The sequence below is a fragment of the Shewanella mangrovi genome (genome assembly GCF_000753795.1).
Classification (GTDB): Bacteria; Pseudomonadota; Gammaproteobacteria; order Enterobacterales; family Shewanellaceae; genus Shewanella; species Shewanella mangrovi.
The window spans coordinates 58,333-79,842 of the sequence record NZ_JPEO01000005.1 but is presented as its reverse complement, the minus strand read 5'-3'; the positions used below and the strand labels follow the sequence as shown (position 1 = coordinate 79,842).

21 protein-coding genes are annotated in these 21,510 nt (G+C 50.7%); 10 read left to right on the top strand and 11 right to left on the bottom strand.

Annotated features, from left to right (window positions below; genetic code table 11):
• Nucleotides 1–88 precede the first annotated feature (88 nt).
• Together HR45_RS09010 and HR45_RS09005 are read left to right on the top strand one after the other, a co-directional pair.
• Nucleotides 89–604: an aldolase/citrate lyase/malate synthase family protein gene (locus tag HR45_RS09010; protein WP_037442122.1), complete on the top strand. Its 516-nt coding sequence runs from the start codon at nucleotides 89–91 to the stop codon at nucleotides 602–604.
• Nucleotides 605–800: 196 nt separating this feature from the next.
• Complete coding sequence (locus HR45_RS09005) at nucleotides 801–1,742, top strand: YeiH family protein (RefSeq protein WP_037442120.1); 942 nt, start codon at nucleotides 801–803, stop codon at nucleotides 1,740–1,742.
• Between the two features lie 4 nt (nucleotides 1,743–1,746).
• Here the strand turns inward: HR45_RS09005 and HR45_RS09000 are convergent, their stop codons facing one another.
• Nucleotides 1,747–2,280 carry a helix-turn-helix transcriptional regulator gene (locus tag HR45_RS09000; protein WP_037442118.1) on the bottom strand — a complete coding sequence of 178 codons (534 nt, stop codon included), beginning with the start codon at nucleotides 2,278–2,280 and terminating at the stop codon, nucleotides 1,747–1,749.
• A 158-nt stretch (nucleotides 2,281–2,438) separates the two neighbouring features.
• Between HR45_RS09000 and HR45_RS08995 the strand changes: the two genes are divergently transcribed.
• Genes HR45_RS08995 through HR45_RS08980 form a run of 4 tightly spaced genes read left to right on the top strand, consistent with a single transcriptional unit; the run spans nucleotide 2,439 to nucleotide 7,996 of the window.
• Nucleotides 2,439–3,617, top strand: a complete 1,179-nt coding sequence (locus HR45_RS08995; RefSeq protein ID WP_037442115.1) for a TolC family protein — start codon at nucleotides 2,439–2,441, stop codon at nucleotides 3,615–3,617.
• Entirely contained in the window at nucleotides 3,614–4,636 is a 1,023-nt protein-coding gene (locus HR45_RS08990) for a hypothetical protein (protein ID WP_052074632.1), read from the top strand. The genes HR45_RS08995 and HR45_RS08990 overlap by 4 nt, the downstream gene beginning before the upstream one ends.
• A gap of 1 nt (nucleotide 4,637) precedes the next feature.
• Nucleotides 4,638–7,691, top strand: coding sequence for an efflux RND transporter permease subunit (locus HR45_RS08985; RefSeq protein ID WP_037442113.1), 3,054 nt, complete (start codon nucleotides 4,638–4,640; stop codon nucleotides 7,689–7,691).
• Nucleotides 7,688–7,996: a DUF3240 family protein gene (locus HR45_RS08980; protein WP_037442111.1), complete on the top strand. Its 309-nt coding sequence runs from the start codon at nucleotides 7,688–7,690 to the stop codon at nucleotides 7,994–7,996. The genes HR45_RS08985 and HR45_RS08980 overlap by 4 nt, the downstream gene beginning before the upstream one ends.
• A 54-nt stretch (nucleotides 7,997–8,050) precedes the next feature.
• Here HR45_RS08980 and HR45_RS19410 read toward each other — a convergent pair whose 3' ends face one another.
• The 9 genes from HR45_RS19410 to HR45_RS08940 all read right to left on the bottom strand — a co-directional run bounded on the left by HR45_RS19410 (nucleotide 8,051) and on the right by HR45_RS08940 (nucleotide 15,974).
• Nucleotides 8,051–8,206 carry a hypothetical protein gene (locus HR45_RS19410; RefSeq protein WP_156104046.1) on the bottom strand — a complete coding sequence of 52 codons (156 nt, stop codon included), beginning with the start codon at nucleotides 8,204–8,206 and terminating at the stop codon, nucleotides 8,051–8,053.
• 128 nt (nucleotides 8,207–8,334) lie between these two features.
• Nucleotides 8,335–8,964: a paraquat-inducible protein A gene (locus HR45_RS08975; RefSeq protein ID WP_037442109.1), complete on the bottom strand. Its 630-nt coding sequence runs from the start codon at nucleotides 8,962–8,964 to the stop codon at nucleotides 8,335–8,337.
• Between the two features lie 68 nt (nucleotides 8,965–9,032).
• On the bottom strand, nucleotides 9,033–10,220 hold the full coding sequence (locus HR45_RS08970; protein ID WP_037442107.1) for a cyclic di-GMP phosphodiesterase: 1,188 nt from the start codon (nucleotides 10,218–10,220) through the stop codon (nucleotides 9,033–9,035).
• A gap of 130 nt (nucleotides 10,221–10,350) precedes the next feature.
• Nucleotides 10,351–10,581 carry a hypothetical protein gene (locus HR45_RS08965; protein WP_037442105.1) on the bottom strand — a complete coding sequence of 77 codons (231 nt, stop codon included), beginning with the start codon at nucleotides 10,579–10,581 and terminating at the stop codon, nucleotides 10,351–10,353.
• Complete coding sequence (locus tag HR45_RS08960) at nucleotides 10,581–11,318, bottom strand: DNA-binding protein (RefSeq protein ID WP_037442104.1); 738 nt, start codon at nucleotides 11,316–11,318, stop codon at nucleotides 10,581–10,583. The genes HR45_RS08965 and HR45_RS08960 overlap by 1 nt, the downstream gene beginning before the upstream one ends.
• Nucleotides 11,318–11,884: a hypothetical protein gene (locus HR45_RS08955; RefSeq protein WP_037442103.1), complete on the bottom strand. Its 567-nt coding sequence runs from the start codon at nucleotides 11,882–11,884 to the stop codon at nucleotides 11,318–11,320. The genes HR45_RS08960 and HR45_RS08955 overlap by 1 nt, the downstream gene beginning before the upstream one ends.
• A complete protein-coding gene (locus tag HR45_RS08950; RefSeq protein WP_037442102.1) occupies nucleotides 11,871–12,551 on the bottom strand; it encodes an energy-coupling factor transporter transmembrane component T in 681 nt (226 codons plus the stop codon). The genes HR45_RS08955 and HR45_RS08950 overlap by 14 nt, the downstream gene beginning before the upstream one ends.
• Nucleotides 12,541–13,887, bottom strand: a complete 1,347-nt coding sequence (locus HR45_RS08945) for an ATP-binding cassette domain-containing protein (protein WP_037442101.1) — start codon at nucleotides 13,885–13,887, stop codon at nucleotides 12,541–12,543. Before HR45_RS08945 ends, HR45_RS08950 begins: the two co-directional genes overlap by 11 nt.
• A gap of 2 nt (nucleotides 13,888–13,889) precedes the next feature.
• Nucleotides 13,890–15,974 carry a TonB-dependent receptor plug domain-containing protein gene (locus tag HR45_RS08940; RefSeq protein ID WP_037442100.1) on the bottom strand — a complete coding sequence of 695 codons (2,085 nt, stop codon included), beginning with the start codon at nucleotides 15,972–15,974 and terminating at the stop codon, nucleotides 13,890–13,892.
• A 356-nt stretch (nucleotides 15,975–16,330) separates the two neighbouring features.
• Between HR45_RS08940 and HR45_RS08935 the strand changes: the two genes are divergently transcribed.
• From HR45_RS08935 to HR45_RS08925, 3 genes are all read left to right on the top strand, one after another.
• Nucleotides 16,331–17,689: an isochorismate synthase gene (locus HR45_RS08935; RefSeq protein WP_037442099.1), complete on the top strand. Its 1,359-nt coding sequence runs from the start codon at nucleotides 16,331–16,333 to the stop codon at nucleotides 17,687–17,689.
• A 102-nt stretch (nucleotides 17,690–17,791) separates the two neighbouring features.
• Complete coding sequence (locus HR45_RS08930; protein ID WP_037442382.1) at nucleotides 17,792–18,451, top strand: 7-cyano-7-deazaguanine/7-aminomethyl-7-deazaguanine transporter; 660 nt, start codon at nucleotides 17,792–17,794, stop codon at nucleotides 18,449–18,451.
• Between the two features lie 129 nt (nucleotides 18,452–18,580).
• A complete protein-coding gene (locus tag HR45_RS08925) occupies nucleotides 18,581–19,021 on the top strand; it encodes a GNAT family N-acetyltransferase (RefSeq protein WP_052074631.1) in 441 nt (146 codons plus the stop codon).
• Here HR45_RS08925 and HR45_RS08920 read toward each other — a convergent pair.
• Nucleotides 18,954–20,012, bottom strand: a complete 1,059-nt coding sequence (locus HR45_RS08920; protein WP_063355104.1) for a LysR family transcriptional regulator — start codon at nucleotides 20,010–20,012, stop codon at nucleotides 18,954–18,956. The genes HR45_RS08925 and HR45_RS08920 overlap by 68 nt on opposite strands.
• 347 nt (nucleotides 20,013–20,359) lie before the next feature.
• Between HR45_RS08920 and HR45_RS08915 the strand changes: the two genes are divergently transcribed.
• On the top strand, nucleotides 20,360–21,499 hold the full coding sequence (locus HR45_RS08915; RefSeq protein ID WP_037442097.1) for an efflux RND transporter periplasmic adaptor subunit: 1,140 nt from the start codon (nucleotides 20,360–20,362) through the stop codon (nucleotides 21,497–21,499).
• Nucleotides 21,500–21,510: the final 11 nt, after the last annotated feature.

The window sequence follows — 21,510 nt, the reverse complement described above, 5'->3', positions numbered from 1 at the left end:
TATTGTGAAATTATAGAAGAAATTTAGATAGGCTACAAAACATCCAATTAAGGAGATTCACCACACGGCAACCACGGGAGTCAACAGTATGAGTATTTCACTGAACCATACCGAATTAAAAACACATCATCCGCGCATTGCCGCCGCAGTGGTCGCGAGCCAAACCTTAACTTTACGCCATATCGCCGACAAGCTCTTTAATGCCAAACAGCTGATGGATGAACTGTGTCCGCTGAGTAAAGGCTCGCATCAGGACGTCCGCGGTTATCTGGTGTATTACCAACACCTGTTGGCCTGTGGTAAGGACGGCACGTTCAGTGGTCTGCGCCAACCAAGTCAGTTTGTGGCACTGGGTGGTCAGCGTGAAAACCCACAGTCACTGATGCTGAAACATGACTCTGGCTGCCATCTGGAATTGTGCTTTGATAGCCAAGGGGATATCGGCGCCAACGACACTGCCAAGCTGCAAGATGTGTTGCTGGAAAATGGCAGTAGCCACAATCATCAGCGTCATTGGATCAGTCTATTGCACGACTGCACGCCACATCCAGTGCAATCTGACAAGGTGATTACCGGCAGCGATATGCGCTACGCCATGGGCTAAATGCCATCATTCATCTTAACGACACCGCAACTAACGAGCGGCCAACGGATGTTGGCCGTTATTATTTACAGCTATTCGCACACTCAAGATTCAATTTTTCTTAATCTTTGAATTAAGTTAATTTGATTTTTCTCATGGTGCGACAGTTTTTATACTGACATCCTCATTCAAGATGTTGCTATTGAGGGATTAGAGGATGTTGAGCAGTATGACGTTGCAGCCGCGCTACCGAAAATTGCTGTTGCTGTTATTAGGCGTGAGTTGTTTACTGCCCATGGTAAATTCTCCGACGGCGCTGATCCTCGGCTTTATGCTGGCCAATGTTGTTGGTGTGCCGCACGACTGGCAGATTGGGGCGCTGACAAAGAAGCTGCTGTCACTGTCTATTGTCTGTTTGGGTTTTGGGATCCCTTTTGCACAGGCCGCCAGCATTACCATCGCCAACCTACCGCTTATTCTCGGTTCGATCATCGCCACTATCGTGATCGGCACCCTGCTCAGTAAGCTATTTAAACTGGAGCGCAATACTGGCCATCTGATAGCCTGCGGCACCGCAATTTGTGGCGGCAGCGCAATCGCGGCCGTTGCCCCAGCCATCAACGCCAAGAATGATCAAACCGCCCTCGCCTTGGCCTGTGTATTTGTGCTCAATTCGATTGCGCTGTTTATTTTTCCGGTGATAGGCCACCTGCTGTCGCTCAGTCAGCACGATTTTGGTGTGTGGAGTGCGATTGCGATTCACGATACATCGTCGGTGGTTGGGGCGGCATCAGCTTATGGCGAAGAGGCGTTAAAGACGGCGACGACGATCAAGCTGGCACGCGCGCTATGGATTGTGCCAGTGGCGGCATTGAGCGCCATGTGGTTTGGCGGCAACGGCAAGTTAAAAGTACCGATGTTTATTTTGTACTACTGCCTCGCCATCGCCATCAGTACGTTGCTGCCGCAAGGGCAACCGCTGTACGACGGCTTATTTTTAGTGGGCAAACGCTTACTTATCGTCTGTCTGTTTTTAGTCGGTTGCGGTATTACTATCAGCAAATTGCGCACCCATGGCAGTAAACCGTTACTGGCCGCTACCCTGTTGTGGCTCTGTATCGGTTCAGGTTCTTTGCTGGCGGTGTTGTCATTGCAGTAACAAATTAAGCAGCCTGCACCCCATGATGCGCTTCTTCATGGTTGGCAGGCTGAATAAAATCTTCCATAAACCACGCACAAAAGCTGTGGCGACCATCAACCTCAGCTTTGGTGTAAATCGATGAGGCTTGTTGACGCACGGTTTTCTCTTTGGTGTTACGCACGCCGGAGATCTCTCTAAAACTCAGGCCTTTCAGTAGCAGTAGCGCCACTTCCTGTTCGCTGCGGGTTAAGCCCCACAATTCAAACTGCTGTTGTACGGCTTGCGTATATTCCTCGCGCGCCGCTTTCATGCGGGTCGAAATATTCCCAATTCGATGGTCTGCACGTTTTAAGCGAATCGCCAACAGCCGAATTTTGCGAGTACGACGCAACAAATCAGTGCTGATGTAAATGGCGCCCAGAGCCGACAACGTCACCAATAAACCTTCTTGTACGATATGCCATTGCGGCACGCCAAGGTCGAGATCTGACAGCACATCCAACAGATTAAGAATGGTAATTATGCTGAGCAGGGTAATCATCAGCCAATCCTTCATTTATAGCACTCCATACAACAATTACTTAAAAATCAAAATGATAATCTTATGGTACATATGTCCCATAAGCGGGTTTTAGGGACATATCCCCGAGGAATCACCCGTTCTTATGTGTCAGGCTGGCAGGGCATTATTCGTCCCCCATGAAAAGACAGCCTATGAAACGACACACGCTTTGCTTGGCGCTGGCATTGCTGTTGCCAGTATCGCCTATACTTGCCGCCGATGAGGCCGCAATGCATGCATTGCTGGCGCAAGCCCAAACTAAATTACAGCACACTTCGACGCAACCGACGGCACTTTATCAAAGTTCCGGCTGGCTACTGGGTTTGCCCAGCATCAGCATCAGCCACTTACAAGGACTCGATAGCCAGCGTAGTTTCGAACAGGAACTGAACCTCAACCTACCGCTAAAGTCACCAGCGATGCATCGGCTAGATGCTGAACTTAAGCCACTTAATGAACAGCTAACCGCACAGCAGCGCAAACTGCAACAACTTTACCTCTCTGGATTGTTACGGCAGTACTGGTGGCAACAGCAATTGGCCCAAGCGCAACTCCAGCAATTGCAGCACAAACAACAGCTACTGAAGCAGTTAGTCAGCTATCAACAAGCCTTACATCAAAGTGGTGAGGCGAGCACCAGCCAACTATTAATGGTGCAGCGCGAGCTGCTGGAGCTCGAACTCAGCAAGCTGCCGCTGCAGCAACAGTTGCAAAGCGCCAACGAGGCGCTGCGACGCTTAACGGGCTTAACTGAACTGCCAACGCTTGATGAAAGCAGCCGCACATTACCGCAGGATGACGGCATCAATAATCCACTGTGGCAGCTCGCCAATATCCAGTTGCAGCGTCAAAAGCTGCTGGGCAAATCGATGGCGGATGGCGCGCAAACACCGTGGATTTTATCGGTAAACAGCAAAAATACCGCCAGTATTGGTATGGAAGAACAAGCCATCGGCTTGGCGTTGGACATTCCCATTAGTGTCGGCAGCGGCCTGAGTCAGGCGGAAGTCGGTACGCTGGTTGAACAAGAGCTGAGCCTCGCACAGCAGCAACAGCAACTGATGCTGCAAACTCATTTGACCCTGAGCGAGCTCAGGCATCAGCAGCAGCAACTGCAACAACAGCAGCAACTGTTGCAGCAATCACTCACGTTGAGCCAACAACTGACCGATGCCCTCGCCGCCACTAAGCAGCAAGGTTTTGCCCAATATCAGGCATGGCTGCGCAGCTATATCGATACCTTAGATACCGAAAGCCGGTTGCAACTAAGTCAGCTACAGCAAGCAGAACTACATTCCAAACAATTACAAGCTCTTGGAGTCACTTTATGAAACGGACATCATTTTTCAGTGGTGTAGCGCTGAGCTTGCTATGCGCTACCATCAGCGCCGAACCGCTAAGCGTTGCCAGCCTTGCGAATCTCAATGTGAGTTTTACGAGCGTCAGCAGTGTGGCACAGATCCCCGCCAGCCCAGTTCCCGCACAAGTCGGCTATGAAGCGGGAAACGCCTTTGTCCTGAGTGTGCCGGAAACCATTCAACAGCATCATTGGTTAGTGGCTAACGGCAGTATCGTGGCGAAAGATCAACCACTGGTGCTGTTACAAGGGGCTGGTATTCATCATTTTCAGATGCAGTTTGCCGCCGCCAAGGAAAGCTTTGAGCTGGCGCAAAGCCGCTATCAGCACAACAAACCGTTGCACAGTAAAGGCACCATCGGCGCTGAAATGTGGAGCCAAATTAGCAGCCAATACTTTGCGACCAAGCTGAAGTTTGAGCACATGCATCACTTTATGGAACTGCTGTCACCTGCGCCAGCGCAGCAAGGGATGCTGCTCAGCGCGCCACAAGCCGGCATCATCAGTTACGACGCAACACCGACGCAGGTAATGGAAGGTGAGCAACTGCTGGCATTGATCCCACAAACCGATATTCGACTGCAACTGCAACTGCCATTATCGGTCGCGGCGGATAGCAATGCCGTGCAACTCAGTCATTGTCAGTTAGCCATTGAGCGCAAAGCGGCTATCGCACACGGCGGCTTCGTTACCGCATGGAGCGCAGCAATTCCCACAGAATGCAACTTAACGCTAGGGCAACAGTTGCAAGCCACGCCGTTACGTCAACTCGCCGCGCTGCAAATTCCCAAGCAAAGCGTCTACAGCTGGGGCACAGGCAGTCGAGTATTACGTCATCAGGGTGAGCAACTTATCCCCACTGACGTCGCGATTGTCGGCGTCAATGGCGACAACTATTTGGTACAACCTGAGCCAACGCTGCAACACAGTGAAGTGTTAAGCGAATCGGTTGCGGCCGCCAAAGGCATGCTGCTGGGTCTGGGAGGCGAGTAACATGCTAAATGCAATGATCCGCTTCTCGCTGACACAGCGGCTGTTTATGCTGATCACCGGTCTAATTCTGGCCGCGGCGGGCAGCTATGCTTGGCTTGGTATACCGCTGGATGCTTTTCCGGATATTTCGCCAACGCAGGTCAAAATCATTCTTAAAGCACCGGGGATGACTGCTGAAGAGATTGAATCGCAGGTAACAGTACCGGTAGAAACCGAACTGCTGGGCATTCCGAAGCAATCAATTTTGCGCTCCACCACCAAATACGCCATTACCGCCATTACTCTCGACTTTAACGAAGGTACCGATATCTATTGGGCACGGCAGCAGGTGAGCGATCGCCTCGCCGCCGTCAAAGATAAACTGCCGAGCAATATCGAGGGCGGTATTGCGCCCATGAGTACCCCGCTCAGTGAAATCTTTATGTTCTCACTGGAAAATCCGTCGATGAGTTTGCTGCAACGGCGACAACTGTTGGAATGGCAAATTCGACCACTGCTGCGTACCGTCCCCGGTGTTGCTGACGTGAACATTCTCGGCGGCTTTGCCAAAACCATGCAGATAACGCCCAATCCACAAGCATTAGCGCAGGCCGGTATCAGCCAAGATGAGCTGATGGCGCGCATTGAGGCCAATAACGTCAACACCGGCGCGGGCCGCATTACCGTGGGCACCGACAACTTTACCGTACGTACGGAAGGTCGTATCGATTCGTTGGAAGCGCTGCGGCAAATGGTGATCGTCAGTAATGCTAACGGCAGTTATCGCTTGCAAGATTTGGCCAAGGTCGAAATTGGCCACCTTGCCCGCTATGGTGCGGTCACCAAAGACGGCAGTGAGACCAGCGAAGCGTTGATTGTCGCGCTGAAAAATGCCAACACCGCCGATGTGGTCAGCGCGGTAAAACTGAAACTAGCCGAGATAGAAAAAACCCTGCCGCCCGGCAGTAAACTCAATGTGTTTTATGACCGCGCGAATTTGATCAGCACTGCCATCGGCACCATTTCTGAAGCCTTAGTGGAAGCCGTAATTCTGGTGATCGTGTTGCTGGCGCTGTTCCTTGGCAACCTACGTGCGGCGTTAGTGGTCTCTTGCGTATTGCCGCTCGCCGCATTAGCGACCTTTATCTTGATGCGCTACTTTCACTTATCGGCCAACCTGATGAGCCTTGGCGGCTTAGTCATCGCCATCGGCATGTTGGTCGACTCGTCGGTGGTGGTAGTGGAAAACATGGTCAACCAGCTCGCCGGTGGGCAAAGAGTACCGAGGCTGCATCTGATCTATCGCGCCACCAAAGACGTTGCCACACCGGTGGTGTCTGGCACAGTGATCGTGATGATCGTGTTCTCGCCACTGCTGACACTGTCCGGGCTGGAAGGCAAGATGTTCACGCCAGTGGCGGTCACCATAGTGTTCGCCATGTTGTCCGCCTTAGTGTTGGCGCTGACCATTATTCCAGTGCTGGCATCTTATTTGGTCAATGAAAAAGCGGTAGAAGAACCAAGGTTCGTGCACTGGCTCAAGCGCCACTATTTGGCAACCCTCACTTGGGTGCTGAGTAACGGCAAAAAAGCGGTTGCTATCGCGGGCACCTTGTTAGTGCTGAGTTTTGGTCTATTCACCTTAGTGGGCAAAACCTTTATGCCGACGCTGGATGAAGGTGACATCATTTTGCAGCTCGCCAAATCGCCGTCGATATCGCTGCAATCATCACTGGATCTCGATAAACAAATTGAGCAACACCTGCTAGCGACTGTGCCGGAAATCGAACAACTGGTGGCCCGCACGGGCGCAGATGAGTTGGGCTTAGATCCGATGGGGCTCAATGAAACCGACGTGTTCCTGCAGCTTAAACCCGCCGACCAATGGCGCTTTGCCAACAAGACCGCGTTGATTGATGCCATCCGTACCGAAGTAATGAAATTTCCCGGTATCGATTTTAACTTCACCCAACCGATCCAGATGCGCGTCTCAGAAATGCTGACCGGCAGCATTGGTGATGTGGCGATTAAGATTTTTGGTGATGACCTGTCGCAACTGAACACGCTCGCCAGCCAAATTGCCGAGATGACCAGCAACACCACTGGGGCACAGGATGTGAAAACGGCAATGACCGAAGGCAGTCCGTTTATCAACCTGAAATTAAAGGATGGTCTTGCCAGCCGTTATGGCATGGATGCACTGAGCTTTGGGCGCTACCTCAAGAGCCAGCTCGAAGGCATTATGGTCACAGAAGTCATTCAGGGTAAGAAACGTACGCCAGTATTGATTGCCCATCCGCGTGACAACATCAGTAGTCTGACGCAATTGCAACAACAAGTGATTTTACTGCCAGATGCCACGCAAAAGCCGTTGAGTGAACTGGCCGATATCAGCTTCCGTGAAGGGCCGATTCTGATTGACCGCGAACAAGGCAACCGCTTTGCCGTGGTGACGACTAACGTCAGTGGTCGCGATATTGTCGGTTTTGTCGAAGAGTTGAAAAGCAAGTTAGACCAACAACTGCAACTTCCGAGCGGCTTTAGTCTGAGCTTTGGTGGTGAATTTGAAAACCAACAGCGCGCCACCAACAACTTACTGCTCGTGGTGCCGGTCGCCATCATGCTCATCAACCTGATCCTGTTCACCACCTTCGGCACGATCTCGAAGGCATTGCTGATTCTGGCCAACGTACCATTTGCCATGATGGGCGGCATTATCAGCTTGTATCTGTCGGGGGAATATCTGTCAGTACCGGCATCCGTGGGCTTTATCGCCTTGTTAGGCGTGGCGGTGCTCAACGGTGTGGTGATGGTCAGCTATTACGAGCAATCACGTCATCTGTTTGCCAGTTTGGAGGAGCGCGTCAAACAAGGTGCGGCACGGCGTTTACGGCCAATCCTGATGACGGCAACCACTGCGATGTTTGGTCTGATCCCACTGGCGTTCGCCACCGGTCCCGGCGCGGAGATCCAGCGGCCGTTGGCGATTGTCGTCATTGGTGGACTGATCACCTCCACCATTACCACGCTTTACCTGCTACCGCTGCTCTATGAAACGCTGGAGAAACGCAAATGAAACAGCTGCTAGTACTGATTACCCAACACAACATCAAGGATGATATCGTTGACAGGCTGATGTCGCTCGATTATTTGTCGGGCTTTAGCTTAATCAATATCTGTGGTTTTAGCCGCGAGCACAGCCAGTACAATCTGAAGGAACAAGTGGAAGGTTATCGCGAGTTCTACAAGTTTGAGGTGATGCACCCACAGCAGCAACAAGCGGAGCTGTTGGCCGCCATCGCCGAGGTGTGCCAGCACAACCCTTGTCGCTACTGGATTGTGCCTATTGCCAGCAATGGCGTATTAGGCGCCAGCGAGTAAAGTGACTGAGTGACCGTCAGGTGACCGCTGCAAACGCGGCGGTCATGTTTTTGGCTAACGCTTAGGGTTGCTAAGGCGTTGCGATTTTGAAAAGCCCCACCACAACGCGATAAATACGCCGAGATAGAGCACGGCTTGCACTGTTGCAGAACAATAGTTGGCCACCAGCACCAGAGCTACTGCAATAAGCAACATCAGCACGACTTTCACACCCACCTCCGGCTTTTTGAATGGCAATGGTGGCAATTATCGCGAGCGACTCACGCTTCGGCCAATAATCAAATGCCATACTAAATAACCGAAAGCTTTATAAAATATTTTCTTATCACCTTTTAATCTTAAGAGTTGGTCACTGTGACACGCTTTATCAGGCTATGTCCCAACAGGGATAACAAGCAGTAACCAAGGAAAAACCAAAAGCCAAGGCCAAAGCTGGCATTAGTGCGCACCATATCCCCCATCCCCGCAGACGCGTTACCCGCCATAAAGCTGATAATTAATGCCACCACAAACACATCCGCCATCGACCATTTGGATAATGCGCCGGACAGGGTTTGTAAACGCAGCGCTAGCGACTCGCGCGCGATCATCGAGCAGAGAGTTAACAGAATTTTGATGACCGGCACAATGACGGAGAACAACATCACCAGAAAGGCCACTAAGGCATTACCGCTTTGATAGAGCTCCGTCACCGTGCTCCAGATGCTGCGTGTCTTATCAAAGACTTGCACTTCACCTTCGAGATGATTCAGCCCTAGCAACCCCGCCACCATGCCAATCATATTGCGCGCATGTTTACGATCTGACTCGGAATCATCAGCGACGCTACTGGCGAGCATATCCATTCCGGTCGCCGATAACTTGGCTTTTTCTACTGTGCCGCTAAGCGACAAAATGGGCTGAGTGACACCAGGGATCAACAAACACAGCGATAGCAGCAACAGCAGCGCAGCTTTCCAGTGCGACATGCAACACCTCCAACAATACAAAAGGCCTGCGATAAGTGCAGGCCTCGACAGTGTAACGACTACTGAAATTAATAGAAGGGGCTAGGGTCAACGTCCATGCTGCTGGGTGACACGCCACGCTCAATATTGAGTGCAGAACTTTTAATATCCACCAACGCGACATCGGTGTAATGCTTATGTTTGTTGTGATAGAAACATTTCACAATCGGATGCAGCGCATCGCGGCCTTCGGTATCCCACACAATGCCAACGCGGCCGTCGGAGAGTTCCACCAACGAGCCCACCGGATAAACACCAACACAGCGAATAAATTCATAGACCAGGCTTTCATCGAGATGGAATGGCGTGAGACTCAGCAGAATCTTAAACGCTGCCGCGGGGCTCATCGCTTCTTTGTAACAACGGGTAGCGGTGAGTGCATCATAAATATCGACAATACAGCTCATACGCCCATGTTGCGGTAACTGCTCGGCAGTTAAGCCGCGCGGATAACCTTTACCATCAAGCTTCTCATGGTGCATCAGACACACATCTTTACTGACCTGAGACAGCCCCTTCGCTTCTGACATGATAGGAATGGCGTACACCTGGTGCAGTTTCATGTGCTCAAACTCTTCCGCGGTCAATTTGCCGGGTTTGTTGAGCACCGCATCGTCCACCTTGATCTTGCCGATATCATGCAGAATACCGCCAACAGCCAGTTGCTTGAGCATGGCACGGTCAAAATTGAGGTAACGACCAAAGGTCACCAGCAGTACAGCGACATTAACAGAGTGTTCGAGCAGGTAGGCGTCTTTCGAGCGTAATGCGCTAACACACTTAAGCGCATCAGAATGGCCCATAACGGATTCGATCATGTTATCGGCGAGCGCCTCAAACGGCTTCACCTCAATGGCTTTGCCTTCAAAGGTTTCCGACAGCACTTTGCGGATCAAGCTCTTGGCCTCATCAAGCAAGGATCTAGCTTCATCTTGAGCTTTCTGACGATTCACTGAACGTTTGTTTTGCGGAGATAAGGCAGCAACGTCGTCTTGTGCCTCAGGGGCTTTGGCGGCGATATCGGAGCGCCCCATATCAACCCACACAAACTTGATGCCACGCGCGTTGAGCGTAGTAATTGCGGAAGATTTTGATAACTTGCCTGGATTGGAAACCGCGACCTGACCATTGTTCTCGATAGCCGCAACATACATTCCTAGCTCTAAATGAGCGACCGGAATTTTAACCAAATCTGCAGATTGCAGCGCTTCTGACATTAACAGCTCCCGAGATAACCGGTCATTTTCGAGACCGACTGACTGCGCCTGGCACAGTTACCAGAGTTAGAAGCCTTATTTTATAAGCAACGGTTAATTTTTGCCTGTATCAACACAACATTTTTTCACATTAGTCCGCGATGATGTCGGCCATGACCATACAAGCGAAACTATGTGGAGACCAACGTCGGAAAGCGCAGTTGTAGCAACTACGCACTACATCGTCGACCTGCTCATCTTCATCATCTTCCTGAAAACGCGGGCAGTTTTCCGCTTGTAAACGCACCTTTTGCTGGTCATTACGGCCACCGTTAAACAGCCAGCGTCCATCAATAAGCGAGAAGTTTTGCGGCTGAGGCATCAGTACTCCTTTAACTCTTGTTTAGACGCATTACTCCAGCCTAACGCATTACGGCTAACCAACAGCGCAAATTTGCCTTGGACCCATACCGCCTTCACCTTGCCAGCCAGCCACACAGTTTCGTCATCAGCCAACCAGCTACCATCGGTGGTCATCACCGCATCTAAACCGGTACGCGCAAGCACATCGGCCACACAATACTGAAGCGGTTGTTCTCCCTGTCCCAGCTGAATCTGGCCTTTGACCCGGCCATCATTGCCTGTCAAACGTAAGCCTAAGCCCGCGAGGGCGCCGATAACGCCTTGGCCTGTACCACCATGTTCACTGAGACTGATCTGCAGTTGCAGTGCTAAAAGGTAAGCTTGCTCCTTGGTCAGCACCTGTTGTTTGGCGCGCAAACCAAACTGGCGTAAGGCAGCTTCATCGCTCAACTCGGCTAAATTCACCACGGCTAAGCCAGGATCCGCCGCGTCAGCACATTCTTGCTGTAAATGCGCAATTGCCAGCGCGCGAATGTTGGCTAACGGCAATGTACCGCTGTAGGCAAAACACATAGCACTGTTGTGTGAGGTGTAAGGAATATCCTCGTGCACATAGAGTTGATGGCGCGTGACAAACGATACCTTCGCGGAAGCATCTGCCTGCTGCAGCAGTTCCGCTATTTCGCTGGCAATCTCGCCGGTGCCTTTGGTACCAATATCATCGGTATCATCAATACAAATTAACCAATCGGCCATTACAGCTCCTGATCTATCTTACTATCACGATACAGCAAATCATGCGCCTTGAGACGCCTGACTACCGGGATCACTAACAACGCGCCAATCGTGGCAAAAACGCCGCCAGAGCCGACTTTGGCCGCAAAACGTACGCTGGCCACTTGCCAACTCATGCCCACCAGCAGGTCTTCTAACAATCCTTTCGCCGACCATACAATGGCACCGGCTACGGCGACGACAATCAGTCGCCAGCGCAATGTCAGTAGGTTCTGCACCAGCAGCAGCGTAAGCTCCATCGCAATCGCAGGCGCCAAAAACTTCACTAATAAAATGGGACCACCTTTGCCCACGCCCAAGATGGCCGCCACCGCGCCCGCCATCGCACCGCATGCGGTAATCGCGCCCACGCGCGCCACTGTGCAGTAACAGGTGAGATAAAAGAAACTCATTAACAGCATCGAGTGGCCAGATAGCCCCAGACGCAGTCGCAGCATGCTTTTCAATGCCACCAATAAGGTGGCACAAAAACCAATAAACAGTGCATCCTGCAGCTGAAATCCTCTAGATTGACTATTTGTTGCCATTTTCGCTCTGTCCAGGACGCCAATGTGTACGTCGTGATTTGTGGCCGAAATGCCGTGCACGGGCAGCCGTTGCTGTCTGTTGTGCAAGTTTGAGTAACTGAACTAACAGCGGGAACAAGACGCAGTAACACAACTCACTCCAATTACGAGGGTTGAGTAACTGTTTAGGCGAGATGCGGGCACCGCGTAGCAGTTGTAATTGATAGATTTCGCGCGCTTCGTTGACCATAAACGGCAACAGGTTAATCGATGCCACGATGACGAAAGCCCACTTTGACGGCATGACTTTACTGAGCAACTCGCCAATCGCCTCAGCGCTAACGGTACTGGTGAGCCACCAGCCCGGCAGTAACGCCAGCAAAATACGCGCAACGGCCATGACCCCTTGCCCCACTTGATTGCCGCCATGAATCGCTAAATACAACACCATAGTAAATAGCAGTTGCAGCAGAATGTAGCGCAGTAAGCCACCGAGATTGCCCTTGTTAATAACGCCATGCAGTACTAACAATGCATCGATACCAGCCAGCCATGGCAAGTAAACTTGTGGCACAAAAAACGCCGCCGATGACAGCAACAAGGCCAACACCATCGCTGTGCCAGCAAACCACAAAGAGCGACTGGAGATCGGTGTCGCCTGTGAGCGCGAAAAATGACTAACTGGCATAATAGGCTTCCTCAAGTGCATAGCTGACGGTAAGCATACCATCGGCGATGTCCCATTGTTGAGAAACCGGTAACTGTCGCAACGGTCGGTGACTCGATACGATAACGGCAGTGCCACGTTCGCGCAGTCGATTCACCATCAGACAAAAGCGGTCAAAATATTCCGCGTCTAGGCCCGCCATTGGATCATCCAACAGCAGCAGTTGCGGTTGGTAACACACCAGTGATGCCAAGGCGACCAAATGTTGCTGTCCATAAGAGAGTTTATGAGGTGACTGCTTGGCAAACGCTTCCAGCCCTAAGTCTTGCAGTAATGCGGCGGCATTTTCTAAAGGCAGTTCGAAACGTTTCAGGCTGAAGGAGATCTCATCCAGCACGCTGTTTTCAAAAAGTTGCCGCACCGGACGCTGCATCAGTAATCCCAGACGTGCGCCATAAGCGCCCGCTTTAGGCCGTTCGCCAAACACGCGGATTGGCAGGGCGACAGTATTACTTTGAATACCGGCAAGCGACTTCATCAGGCTACTTTTGCCGGCACCATTATCACCGATCAGGGTGACTAATTCGCCGCGACGAACCTGCAATGGTTGCTCACAACTGAAGAGTGGACTGTCGCCAACAAAGCGATAATCAAAACTATCGGTGTCAACAATCACTTCATCACCACAACTCATCGCCTTCAGCGGAATGGCGTGTTGGGTGCGATAGATGCCCGGTTTCAGTTGACCATCGGCAAGCTGCCAAAAATGATCGACCAGCCCATCAAATGAACGCGGATTGTGCTCACTAATCACCACCGCAATTCCGTCAGCCACTAAACCACGGATCACCATGATCAGCTCTTCTACACCGCGGTCATCCAGCTGTGCCCAAGGTTCATCGAGCAGCAGCACCGTTGGATTACATACCAATTGTGCCGCCATCATTAAGCGGTATTTCTGCCCCAACGATAGATTGCTGATGGGACAATCTAAACTCACAAACAACCCCACCCGTCGCAGCGCTCGCTGCACCATAGGGATCATCTGTTCGGTTGCTAACGCCAGATTTTCCAGCGCAAACGCGACTTCGGCGCCCACTGTCTGGCGTAGCAGCTGTACTTGTGGATCTTGCATCACCAACCCTGTGAGCAATCCCTGACGCCGAAATACGCCGCCCTCAAATGGGCGGCTCAGCAATCCAGCGATTAACTGCAGCAGTGTTGATTTACCAGAACCCGTGGGGCCAGTTATACAATGGCAACTACCGGACTCAAGCCGAAAATCGAGATCACGGAAGATCCACGGCTGACCGCTACCATAGTTAAAATTAACCCCATCAAGTTCAATCAAGCGCATGATTAAATCTGCCAGTTCAGTCCTATAAACACCTGACGACCCGCCATTGGCATAGAATCGCTTTGGTAGTAGTTCTCATCCAACAGGTTGGCGGCACGGATATAAAGCTCTAACTTGTCATCCGCAAATCCTTGACTCAGTTTCACATCCACCAAGGTGTATGGATTTAAACCAAACTCTGTCAGCGTTCTCACACCATTGACTCTCACGTTTTGGAAGTAGACCTGATCGATCACACGCTGCACGTTCAGATGCACCTTAGTATCGGTCGGCAATTGATATGCGGCTTCAAAACGGATCTGATGTTTTGGACGATAGTTCAAACCATCGCTACGCGTTTCGTCTGCATGACGGTCTTTTGAGTTCAGATAGCTATACGCCAACGTCAACTTCAAACCAGCAACGCTTTGGTTAGTGATCGTCGCATCATAACCAGTGAAACGGTAATCGCCGATGTTTTGCGAAATACCATCACTATCTTTGACGATGTAGTTGTCGGTATCTGTGGTAAAGGCATGGATTTCCAACTGACTTTGCCACCCCAAATCCTGCTCCAGGCCGATCTCCAAGTGACGAGAGGTCTCGGTTTGCAGATCCAGATTACCGGAAGACAGATCGTACAGATCTGACATTGACGGGAAGCGGATTTTACGGGCAACGCCCAAGGTCAGCTTGGTACCTTCCAGCGCTTGCCAGTAGCTAGATGCCATCGCGGAATAGTCGTCATCTGAATTGCTGTCGGCATCCATACTATGGAAGCCCGCGCCAACAGTGTAACCAAAGTTATCGCCCAGCTGATGTTGATATTCGGTCGCCAAGGTGTAAACCCATGCAGAATCTGACAGTGTCGTCACGGTTGGCGCACTGCTGCTGCCTGAGCCAGAACCACCGCCTGAACCAGAACCACCACCTGAGCCAGAACCACCGCCTGAACCAGAACCGCCGCCTGAACCAGAACCGCCGCCTGAACCACCAGTCGATGCCACTGGATATTGGGTATCTTCAGAATCCCAGCTCTGCTTTTCCGCAATCGCCGAGGTGCTCCAAATACCTTTATCAGCAAAGTCAGCGATCAACTGCAGATTGAGGCCTTGCACTTTAGAGGTGCTGTCTTGTGCTGCGGAGAGATCTGCGTAAGTGGCGTCAGTAAAGGTTTGATCCACTTTGTCAGTTTGGTTGTGATAACCGAAACCACGTAGGGTCAGCACATTGTTGAATTTATGTGCCACGCCCAACTGCACTGTAGTGCCTTGGTAGTCATCAACACCTTGATAGCGTACGTTGCTCACACCGCTACCGTCGCGCGGCGCCTGACCCCAATCGCCTGAACGCAACGCCGCATTGGCAATCAGTTGCGTGTCATCATTCACCCAGTAGCTGCCTTGAGCATAGAAGTTACGAATGGTGCGATCAGCATTCAAACGGGTGTCGCGATCTTGATATTCAGTCGCCACATAGTCAGACGACATAGGGAAACCATCTGTGGTTTGATAGCTGCCGCTAACAAATCCTTGCCAGTTATCGCCGCTGCCTGCCAAGCTCATCTCGCTGTTGTAGGTCGAGTTTTGCGAACCCTCAACTTTGGCGGAGAATGCTGGCGCATTTTGCCCTTGCTTGGTGATGATATTGATGACACCACCCGCACCACCTGGACCATAAAGTACAGAGGCCGGCCCCATAGATACTTCAACGGTTTCAATTTGGCTGGTTGGAATTAAGCTAGGATCGAATTGGCCATCGTCAGCACTGTTGGCTGGAACACCGTTGATTAACAGTGTCACATGGCGTGTTTTGAATCCACGAATGTCGATACGCGGTGTACCTTGACCACCGTAGCGCACATACACGCCTGGGACAGTTTCAAGCACATCTTCTAAGCTAACGGCGCCCATGGCTTTGATATCGTCAGCGTTGATGCTCCAATGGGTCGTGGCTTCGGCAAGCGCCGTTGGCTTATCACCATGTACCACGATAACTTCGTTCACGTTTAACAGACGATCACGTGAAACTTGTTCATCTGCATTAGCTTGACACGCGCACCCCACGGCTATTGCCAGTAGTGAAATTCTTGCTGGTAATTTTGACATTATGCTATGCCTTGTGAATGGAAAAACGGAAAGTTCGACACCAATTCTGATGTTAAGGCGCACAAGCTTAAAGGGAAGAACCCCTAAAAAGCCATCAGGATCTAATATTCAAAGCACATGGAGTAGTAAAAAATATCCAACTGCGACATTTTGACACAGGTGCGCAGCAAATAACGCAAAAATGTCCACCCTGATCACAAATTTAAATAGTCTTACAAGATACAGATCACGGCAAAAATCACACCTTAGCATCGGATTGCTTGACACTCCGAGCCGCTAACTTTAGTTTGTGTTGAAGCAATAGTCTGCCAACCAAGACCCTTCAGGTTGCTGTTTTTACCCTTTCGGAGCGTCATTTGTCTGTTACATCTCTTTCGCAAGCCGTTAAATCGCTACAACAACGGCTCACTGAACTGACTTTATCTGAAGTTCAAGCTCCGGTGTTACAACTCAAACAACCGATTGATACCTTGCCGCTGATGGCGTGGCTGGCGACCCAACACAGTTTTCCGAAAATCTACTGGCATGGCCGCAACAATGATGAAGAGGCCGCCGCCATTGGCAGTTGTCACCAGTTTTTCTTTGAGCAAACCGTCACGGATGAACAACTGGCAAGCGTCTATCAGCAACAATTGAGCTGCTTGGCAGAACCGGATATTCGTTACTACGGCGGCATCGCCTTTGATCGGCGTGAAGCATCATGGCCAGAGTTTGGCCGCGTGCGGTTTATTCTGCCGCGTCTGGAGTTACGTCGCCAAGACGAGCACTACCAACTGCTGCTTAACCTCTATTTGGCCGAAGGTGATGCACAGTACGAACTGGCGCGCGCGAGAGATGCATTGCAGGCATTAGTGCCAGCAGCGCCGTTAGCACCGCCGCGTAAGACCGAAGTGCTGGAGCGTCGTGACACCCCAAATCAACAACGTTGGCAGCAGTTGGTGTCGATGGTGACCGAACCGCAATTTAACGCTGACACCCCCAAAGTGGTGTTGTCCCGCCATACTCAGTTAAAAGTCGCCGATGCGCCTGATCCTTGGACCGTGCTGGCCAGTTGGCAAGGGCGTAATCCCAACAGTTTTCAGTTTGGCTTTCAGTTCAGTCCCGAACGCAGTTTTATCTCCTGTACGCCGGAGCGACTGTTTCAACGCCATGAACATGAACTGAAAACCGAAGCTTTAGCGGGCACCACAGTGCGCGGCATGACGGCAGCAGAAGATCAGCTACTCGCACAACAGCTGTTAGATGACGCCAAAAATAGCGTCGAAAACCAGTTTGTTCGCACCCATATTGTCAATGAACTCAACCCGTTGAGCGATGAAGTCGACGGTAATGCGCCGCTGGCAATCTTTAAGTTGAACCATATTCAACATCTGCATCGCATCATTCGCGCTAAGCTGAAACACAACGTCAACGATTTTCAGCTGCTGCAAGCTATGCATCCCACGCCTGCAGTCGGCGGCTTGCCTAAGCAAAGTGCGATGGACTTTATTCGTGAGTATGAAGGTTACAATCGCGGCTGGTACGCCGGCGCCTGTGGTTATCTGAGCCGTCATGTAAGTGAGTTTGCAGTGGCGATTCGCAGCGCCTTATTAGAGCCCGGCACCATTAACCTGTTCGCTGGCGCGGGCATTTTGGCGGGATCAGATCCGCAATCAGAATGGCAAGAGTTGGAAAATAAGCTCGCCACCATTATGTCGATTCTGGTGGATTTCTAACGCCGACTTGTCAGGCGGCGCGAGTTGACTATAATGTGCGCCGCTTTCGAGCTTAATCGCGGGTTCCCTCACCCCGCTGCAATCAATCAAAAAGGTCACAATATGTTGATGTTAACTCCAGCGCAGATTAAACGTGCGCTACTGCTGCTTATCAGCTTTCACATTTTGATCATCAGTGCCAGCAACTATCTGGTACAACTTCCATTTCAAATTTTCGGCTTTCACACTACGTGGGGCGCGTTTAGCTTTCCATTTGTGTACCTCGCCACAGATCTGACCGTACGCATCTTTGGTAAAGAGCCCGCCAGACGCATTATCTTTATGGCAATGTTGCCCGCCTTAGTCTTGTCCTACTTAATTGGCGTCCTATTCCACGATGGCGCCTTTCAGGGCGCGGCTTCTCTGGCAGAAATCAATAATCTGGTACTGCGCATTTCGTTTGCCAGCTTTGCAGCTTACTGCTTTGGCCAGTTGATGGATATCAAGGTATTTGCCGCGATTCGCGAACGCTGCGCTTGGTGGGTAGCGCCGACGGCATCAACCGTGGTGGGAAACCTGATTGATACCCTGCTGTTCTTTGGTATTGCCTTTTATCACTCAGATAATCCGTTTATGGCGCAACATTGGCCAGAAATTGCTAGCGTTGACTACGGCTTTAAGCTGCTCATCAGCTTGTGCCTGTTCCTTCCGGCGTACGGCGTGTTGTTGAAAGTCCTACAAGAGATGATTCTGAGGGGCAGCGCAAAATCCGCACTGTGTTAATGGAACCGTAAATTCGAACTGGTATACTGCGCCCGATTTTGCTGGCAGCCCTTTGCTGCTGGCCGTTGGGGGTAACAAACGATGTATCACACAAGCATAACGACAGTCACTGAACTGTCGAGCTCACATATGGCGCAGGTGATAGCGCTGATGGAGCAGATACCAGAATATGACGCGGTTGATTCCGTCGCCGAAATTCGACAGCGTCTTTACGATAAACGCATTCTGCTGCAGTTACTGTACGTAGAAGATGAGTTAGCTGGCTTTAACTTGGGCTATGCACTGGATGAACAGCGTTTTTATAGCTGGCTGGGCGGAATCGCCGCAGAGTTTCGGGGTATCGGCTTAGCCAAGAAGATGCTGTTGGCGCAAGAGCAATGGCTCAGCGCCAACGGTTATCAATCAGTACAAATTAAGACCCGCAATAAGTTCAGAACTGTGCTTAATCTGTTGATCCGTAATCGCTACCAAGTCGTTGACTTTACGCCGGTTGCCGATGATATCAGTCAGCATCGCCTATCACTGCAGAAGCAACTGAACCCTTCAAATTTAGCGCATCGAGCGTCTTGATGCAGGAAAACTCCTGAGGACGAGCTATCGGCGTGACATTGCCTTTTTCGTCCTCATTCAACAACACAAAGTCTGGCTTTTCCAACAGCTCTTCATCTTTACTGCGAAACAGCATCTGGTAGATAAAATCGATAAACACCATGTATTTGCGTGGCAGATAGGCACGTTTTGGATAAGACATGGTCAGCACATTATGTTCCATCGGAAAATCTTCCAGCAGTGGCACTAACTCGCCACTCACTAATGCCTGCTCAGCAATCATCACTGGCAGTGCGGCAATCCCGAGTCCTGAAATCGCCACTTCCCGCGCGAGCGTGATGTTGTTGACCCTAAACGGCACTTGCGGCTCAATGGTTTGCCAACGTTGACCATCAAAGATTCGAATCGAGTCACTGCTGCCCAAATGACGGCTATATTGGCAATCAATATAACGATGATTGACCAAGTCCGCAGGCTTAGTGGGTTTACCAAAGCGCGCCAGATACTTAGGACTGGCCATCAAGGTGGTGCTGGTATTAAACAACCGGTAGGTTTGAATACGCGAATCTTCAATCATGCCCACATGGAACAGCACATCAATGCCTTCTTCAATCAGGTCAACTTTGCGACTGGTCAGTTCAGTATCGATGCTGATATCGGGGTAAGCCTCCAAAAATGAGGCGAATACTGGCCCCAAGAATAACTGCCCCATTTCAAATGGACAGATAACTTTCAGACTCCCTTTAACCCGCTGTTGGCTCGCACTGAGCTGTGCTTCGGCGTTTTCTAAATCCTGTAGGATTTTAGTAATTTTGTTGTAGTACTCTGAACCCGCTTCCGTTAAGCGCAAAGCTCTTGTGGTGCGAAACAATAGTTGAACACCAGTCTGGGTTTCTAGCTCTGCCACCTTGCGGCTGACAGTCGTTTTGGTCAATCCAAGCGCGCGGGCAGCGCCAGTAAAGCTACCTTGTTCAACAACTTGCGCAAAGATTTGTACTCGATTGAGATCCATTGATTGTTTCACCTATGCAACAGTGAGCCACATTTTCGCTATCTAACAAATTATACGTTACAGTGGTAAACTATAGCCTTCTGTAGGTAAAACTACCAGACTCATTGTTCAACTTGTTACGTCTGTGGGTACAAATTTGTGGCACAAATTACGGTCTGGTAGGAGAAAATATCCCTTCTAACAGCGGTGCCTTTAACGAAATTTTACTATTTAAAATTTCCACTTTGCGGATTAGCCGCAGATAATAACCGGTAGGTTATAAAATACGCACCCTTTGAACTGAATTAGCATCCCTTTGGAATAGGTACATCGCTGCGTAAGGGATTAGCATAGCAATAGGAGTTTTCATGCGGCATATTGTCAAAGTTGCCTCGGTTGTAAGCATGGCATTGTGGTTGTCCGCTTGTGGCGGAGAAGCCCAACAAGCACAAGGGCAACAAGGTCCAGCCAAAGCCACCGAAGTTGGTGTTATCCAAGTTCAGTCATCTTCTCAGGTGCTCACAACTCAGTTGCCTGGTCGTAGCCGGGCTTATCTAGAAGCTGAAGTACGTCCTCAGGTGTCAGGCATCATCACCAAGCAGGGATTTGTCGAAGGTTCTGAAGTCAAGCAGGGGCAATCGCTGTATCAAATCGATCCTGCGACTTATAACGCGAGTCTGTTGAGTGCAGAAGCTGATTTGGAACGCGCGAAAGCGAGTCTGGTATCTGCTAAAGCCACCTATAAACGTTACACCGAACTGACCAAAACCGACTTTATCAGTAAAGAAGATTTCGATACTGCTGAAGCCGCGTACAAGGAAGCGCAAGCTGCAGTTAGCGTTGCAGAAGCCGCCGTCAACACTGCCAAAATCAATGTTGAATACACCGAAGTGAAAGCACCAATTGCTGGCCGTGTGGGTATTTCATCGGTTACACCTGGCGCATTGGTCACCGCCAACCAAGCCACTGCCCTTGCCACGATTCAGCAACTGGATCCAATCAAGATTGATATCGTGCAATCAAGTGCACAACTGCTGCGTTTGAAAGCCAGCCTCAAGGCCGGCCAACTGCAGGCAAGCGATGACGCGACCGTTAAACTGATGCTGGAAGATGGCAGCATCTACGACCAGAGCGGCACCTTGAAATTTGCCGAAGTTAGTGTTGATCAAAGCACTGGTTCCGTCACTTTACGCGCTGAATTCCCGAATCCTGAACATACCTTGCTGCCAGGCATGTATGTGCGCGCCATTATCAATGCTGGTATCGATCCGCAGGCGATTATGGTGCCACAGAAAGTGGTCACCCATAACGCTAAGGGTCAAGCCGTGGTAATGGTCGTTAACGACCAAAACGTGATTGAACCGCGCGTCGTGACTACTGCACAAGTCATTGATAACAAATGGCGCGTTACCAGCGGGCTGAAAGCCGGTGAAAAAGTGGTGATTGAAGGGCTACAACGGATTCGCCCAGGCGCACCAGTCACTCCAAAAGTTGTATCAGCAGAGTAGTAAAACGGGGC

Excerpts from the sequence above, each read along its gene's own strand:
- HR45_RS08945 (WP_037442101.1), bottom strand. The coding sequence starts at position 13,887 with ATGCGCTTGATTGAACTTGATGGGGTTAATTTTAACTATGGTAGCGGT.
- HR45_RS08920 (WP_063355104.1), bottom strand. The coding sequence starts at position 20,012 with ATGGATCTCAATCGAGTACAAATCTTTGCGCAAGTTGTTGAACAAGGT.
- HR45_RS08955 (WP_037442103.1), bottom strand. The coding sequence starts at position 11,884 with ATGGCAACAAATAGTCAATCTAGAGGATTTCAGCTGCAGGATGCACTG.
- HR45_RS08995 (WP_037442115.1), top strand. The coding sequence starts at position 2,439 with ATGAAACGACACACGCTTTGCTTGGCGCTGGCATTGCTGTTGCCAGTA.
- HR45_RS08925 (WP_052074631.1), top strand. The coding sequence starts at position 18,581 with ATGGCGCAGGTGATAGCGCTGATGGAGCAGATACCAGAATATGACGCG.
- HR45_RS08970 (WP_037442107.1), bottom strand. The coding sequence starts at position 10,220 with ATGTCAGAAGCGCTGCAATCTGCAGATTTGGTTAAAATTCCGGTCGCT.
- HR45_RS08965 (WP_037442105.1), bottom strand. The coding sequence starts at position 10,581 with ATGCCTCAGCCGCAAAACTTCTCGCTTATTGATGGACGCTGGCTGTTT.
- HR45_RS08930 (WP_037442382.1), top strand. The coding sequence starts at position 17,792 with ATGTTGATGTTAACTCCAGCGCAGATTAAACGTGCGCTACTGCTGCTT.
- HR45_RS08940 (WP_037442100.1), bottom strand. The coding sequence starts at position 15,974 with ATGTCAAAATTACCAGCAAGAATTTCACTACTGGCAATAGCCGTGGGG.
- HR45_RS08950 (WP_037442102.1), bottom strand. The coding sequence starts at position 12,551 with ATGCCAGTTAGTCATTTTTCGCGCTCACAGGCGACACCGATCTCCAGT.
- HR45_RS09005 (WP_037442120.1), top strand. The coding sequence starts at position 801 with ATGTTGAGCAGTATGACGTTGCAGCCGCGCTACCGAAAATTGCTGTTG.
- HR45_RS08985 (WP_037442113.1), top strand. The coding sequence starts at position 4,638 with ATGCTAAATGCAATGATCCGCTTCTCGCTGACACAGCGGCTGTTTATG.
- HR45_RS09010 (WP_037442122.1), top strand. The coding sequence starts at position 89 with ATGAGTATTTCACTGAACCATACCGAATTAAAAACACATCATCCGCGC.
- HR45_RS08960 (WP_037442104.1), bottom strand. The coding sequence starts at position 11,318 with ATGGCCGATTGGTTAATTTGTATTGATGATACCGATGATATTGGTACC.
- HR45_RS08915 (WP_037442097.1), top strand. The coding sequence starts at position 20,360 with ATGCGGCATATTGTCAAAGTTGCCTCGGTTGTAAGCATGGCATTGTGG.
- HR45_RS08975 (WP_037442109.1), bottom strand. The coding sequence starts at position 8,964 with ATGTCGCACTGGAAAGCTGCGCTGCTGTTGCTGCTATCGCTGTGTTTG.
- HR45_RS09000 (WP_037442118.1), bottom strand. The coding sequence starts at position 2,280 with ATGAAGGATTGGCTGATGATTACCCTGCTCAGCATAATTACCATTCTT.
- HR45_RS08980 (WP_037442111.1), top strand. The coding sequence starts at position 7,688 with ATGAAACAGCTGCTAGTACTGATTACCCAACACAACATCAAGGATGAT.
- HR45_RS08990 (WP_052074632.1), top strand. The coding sequence starts at position 3,614 with ATGAAACGGACATCATTTTTCAGTGGTGTAGCGCTGAGCTTGCTATGC.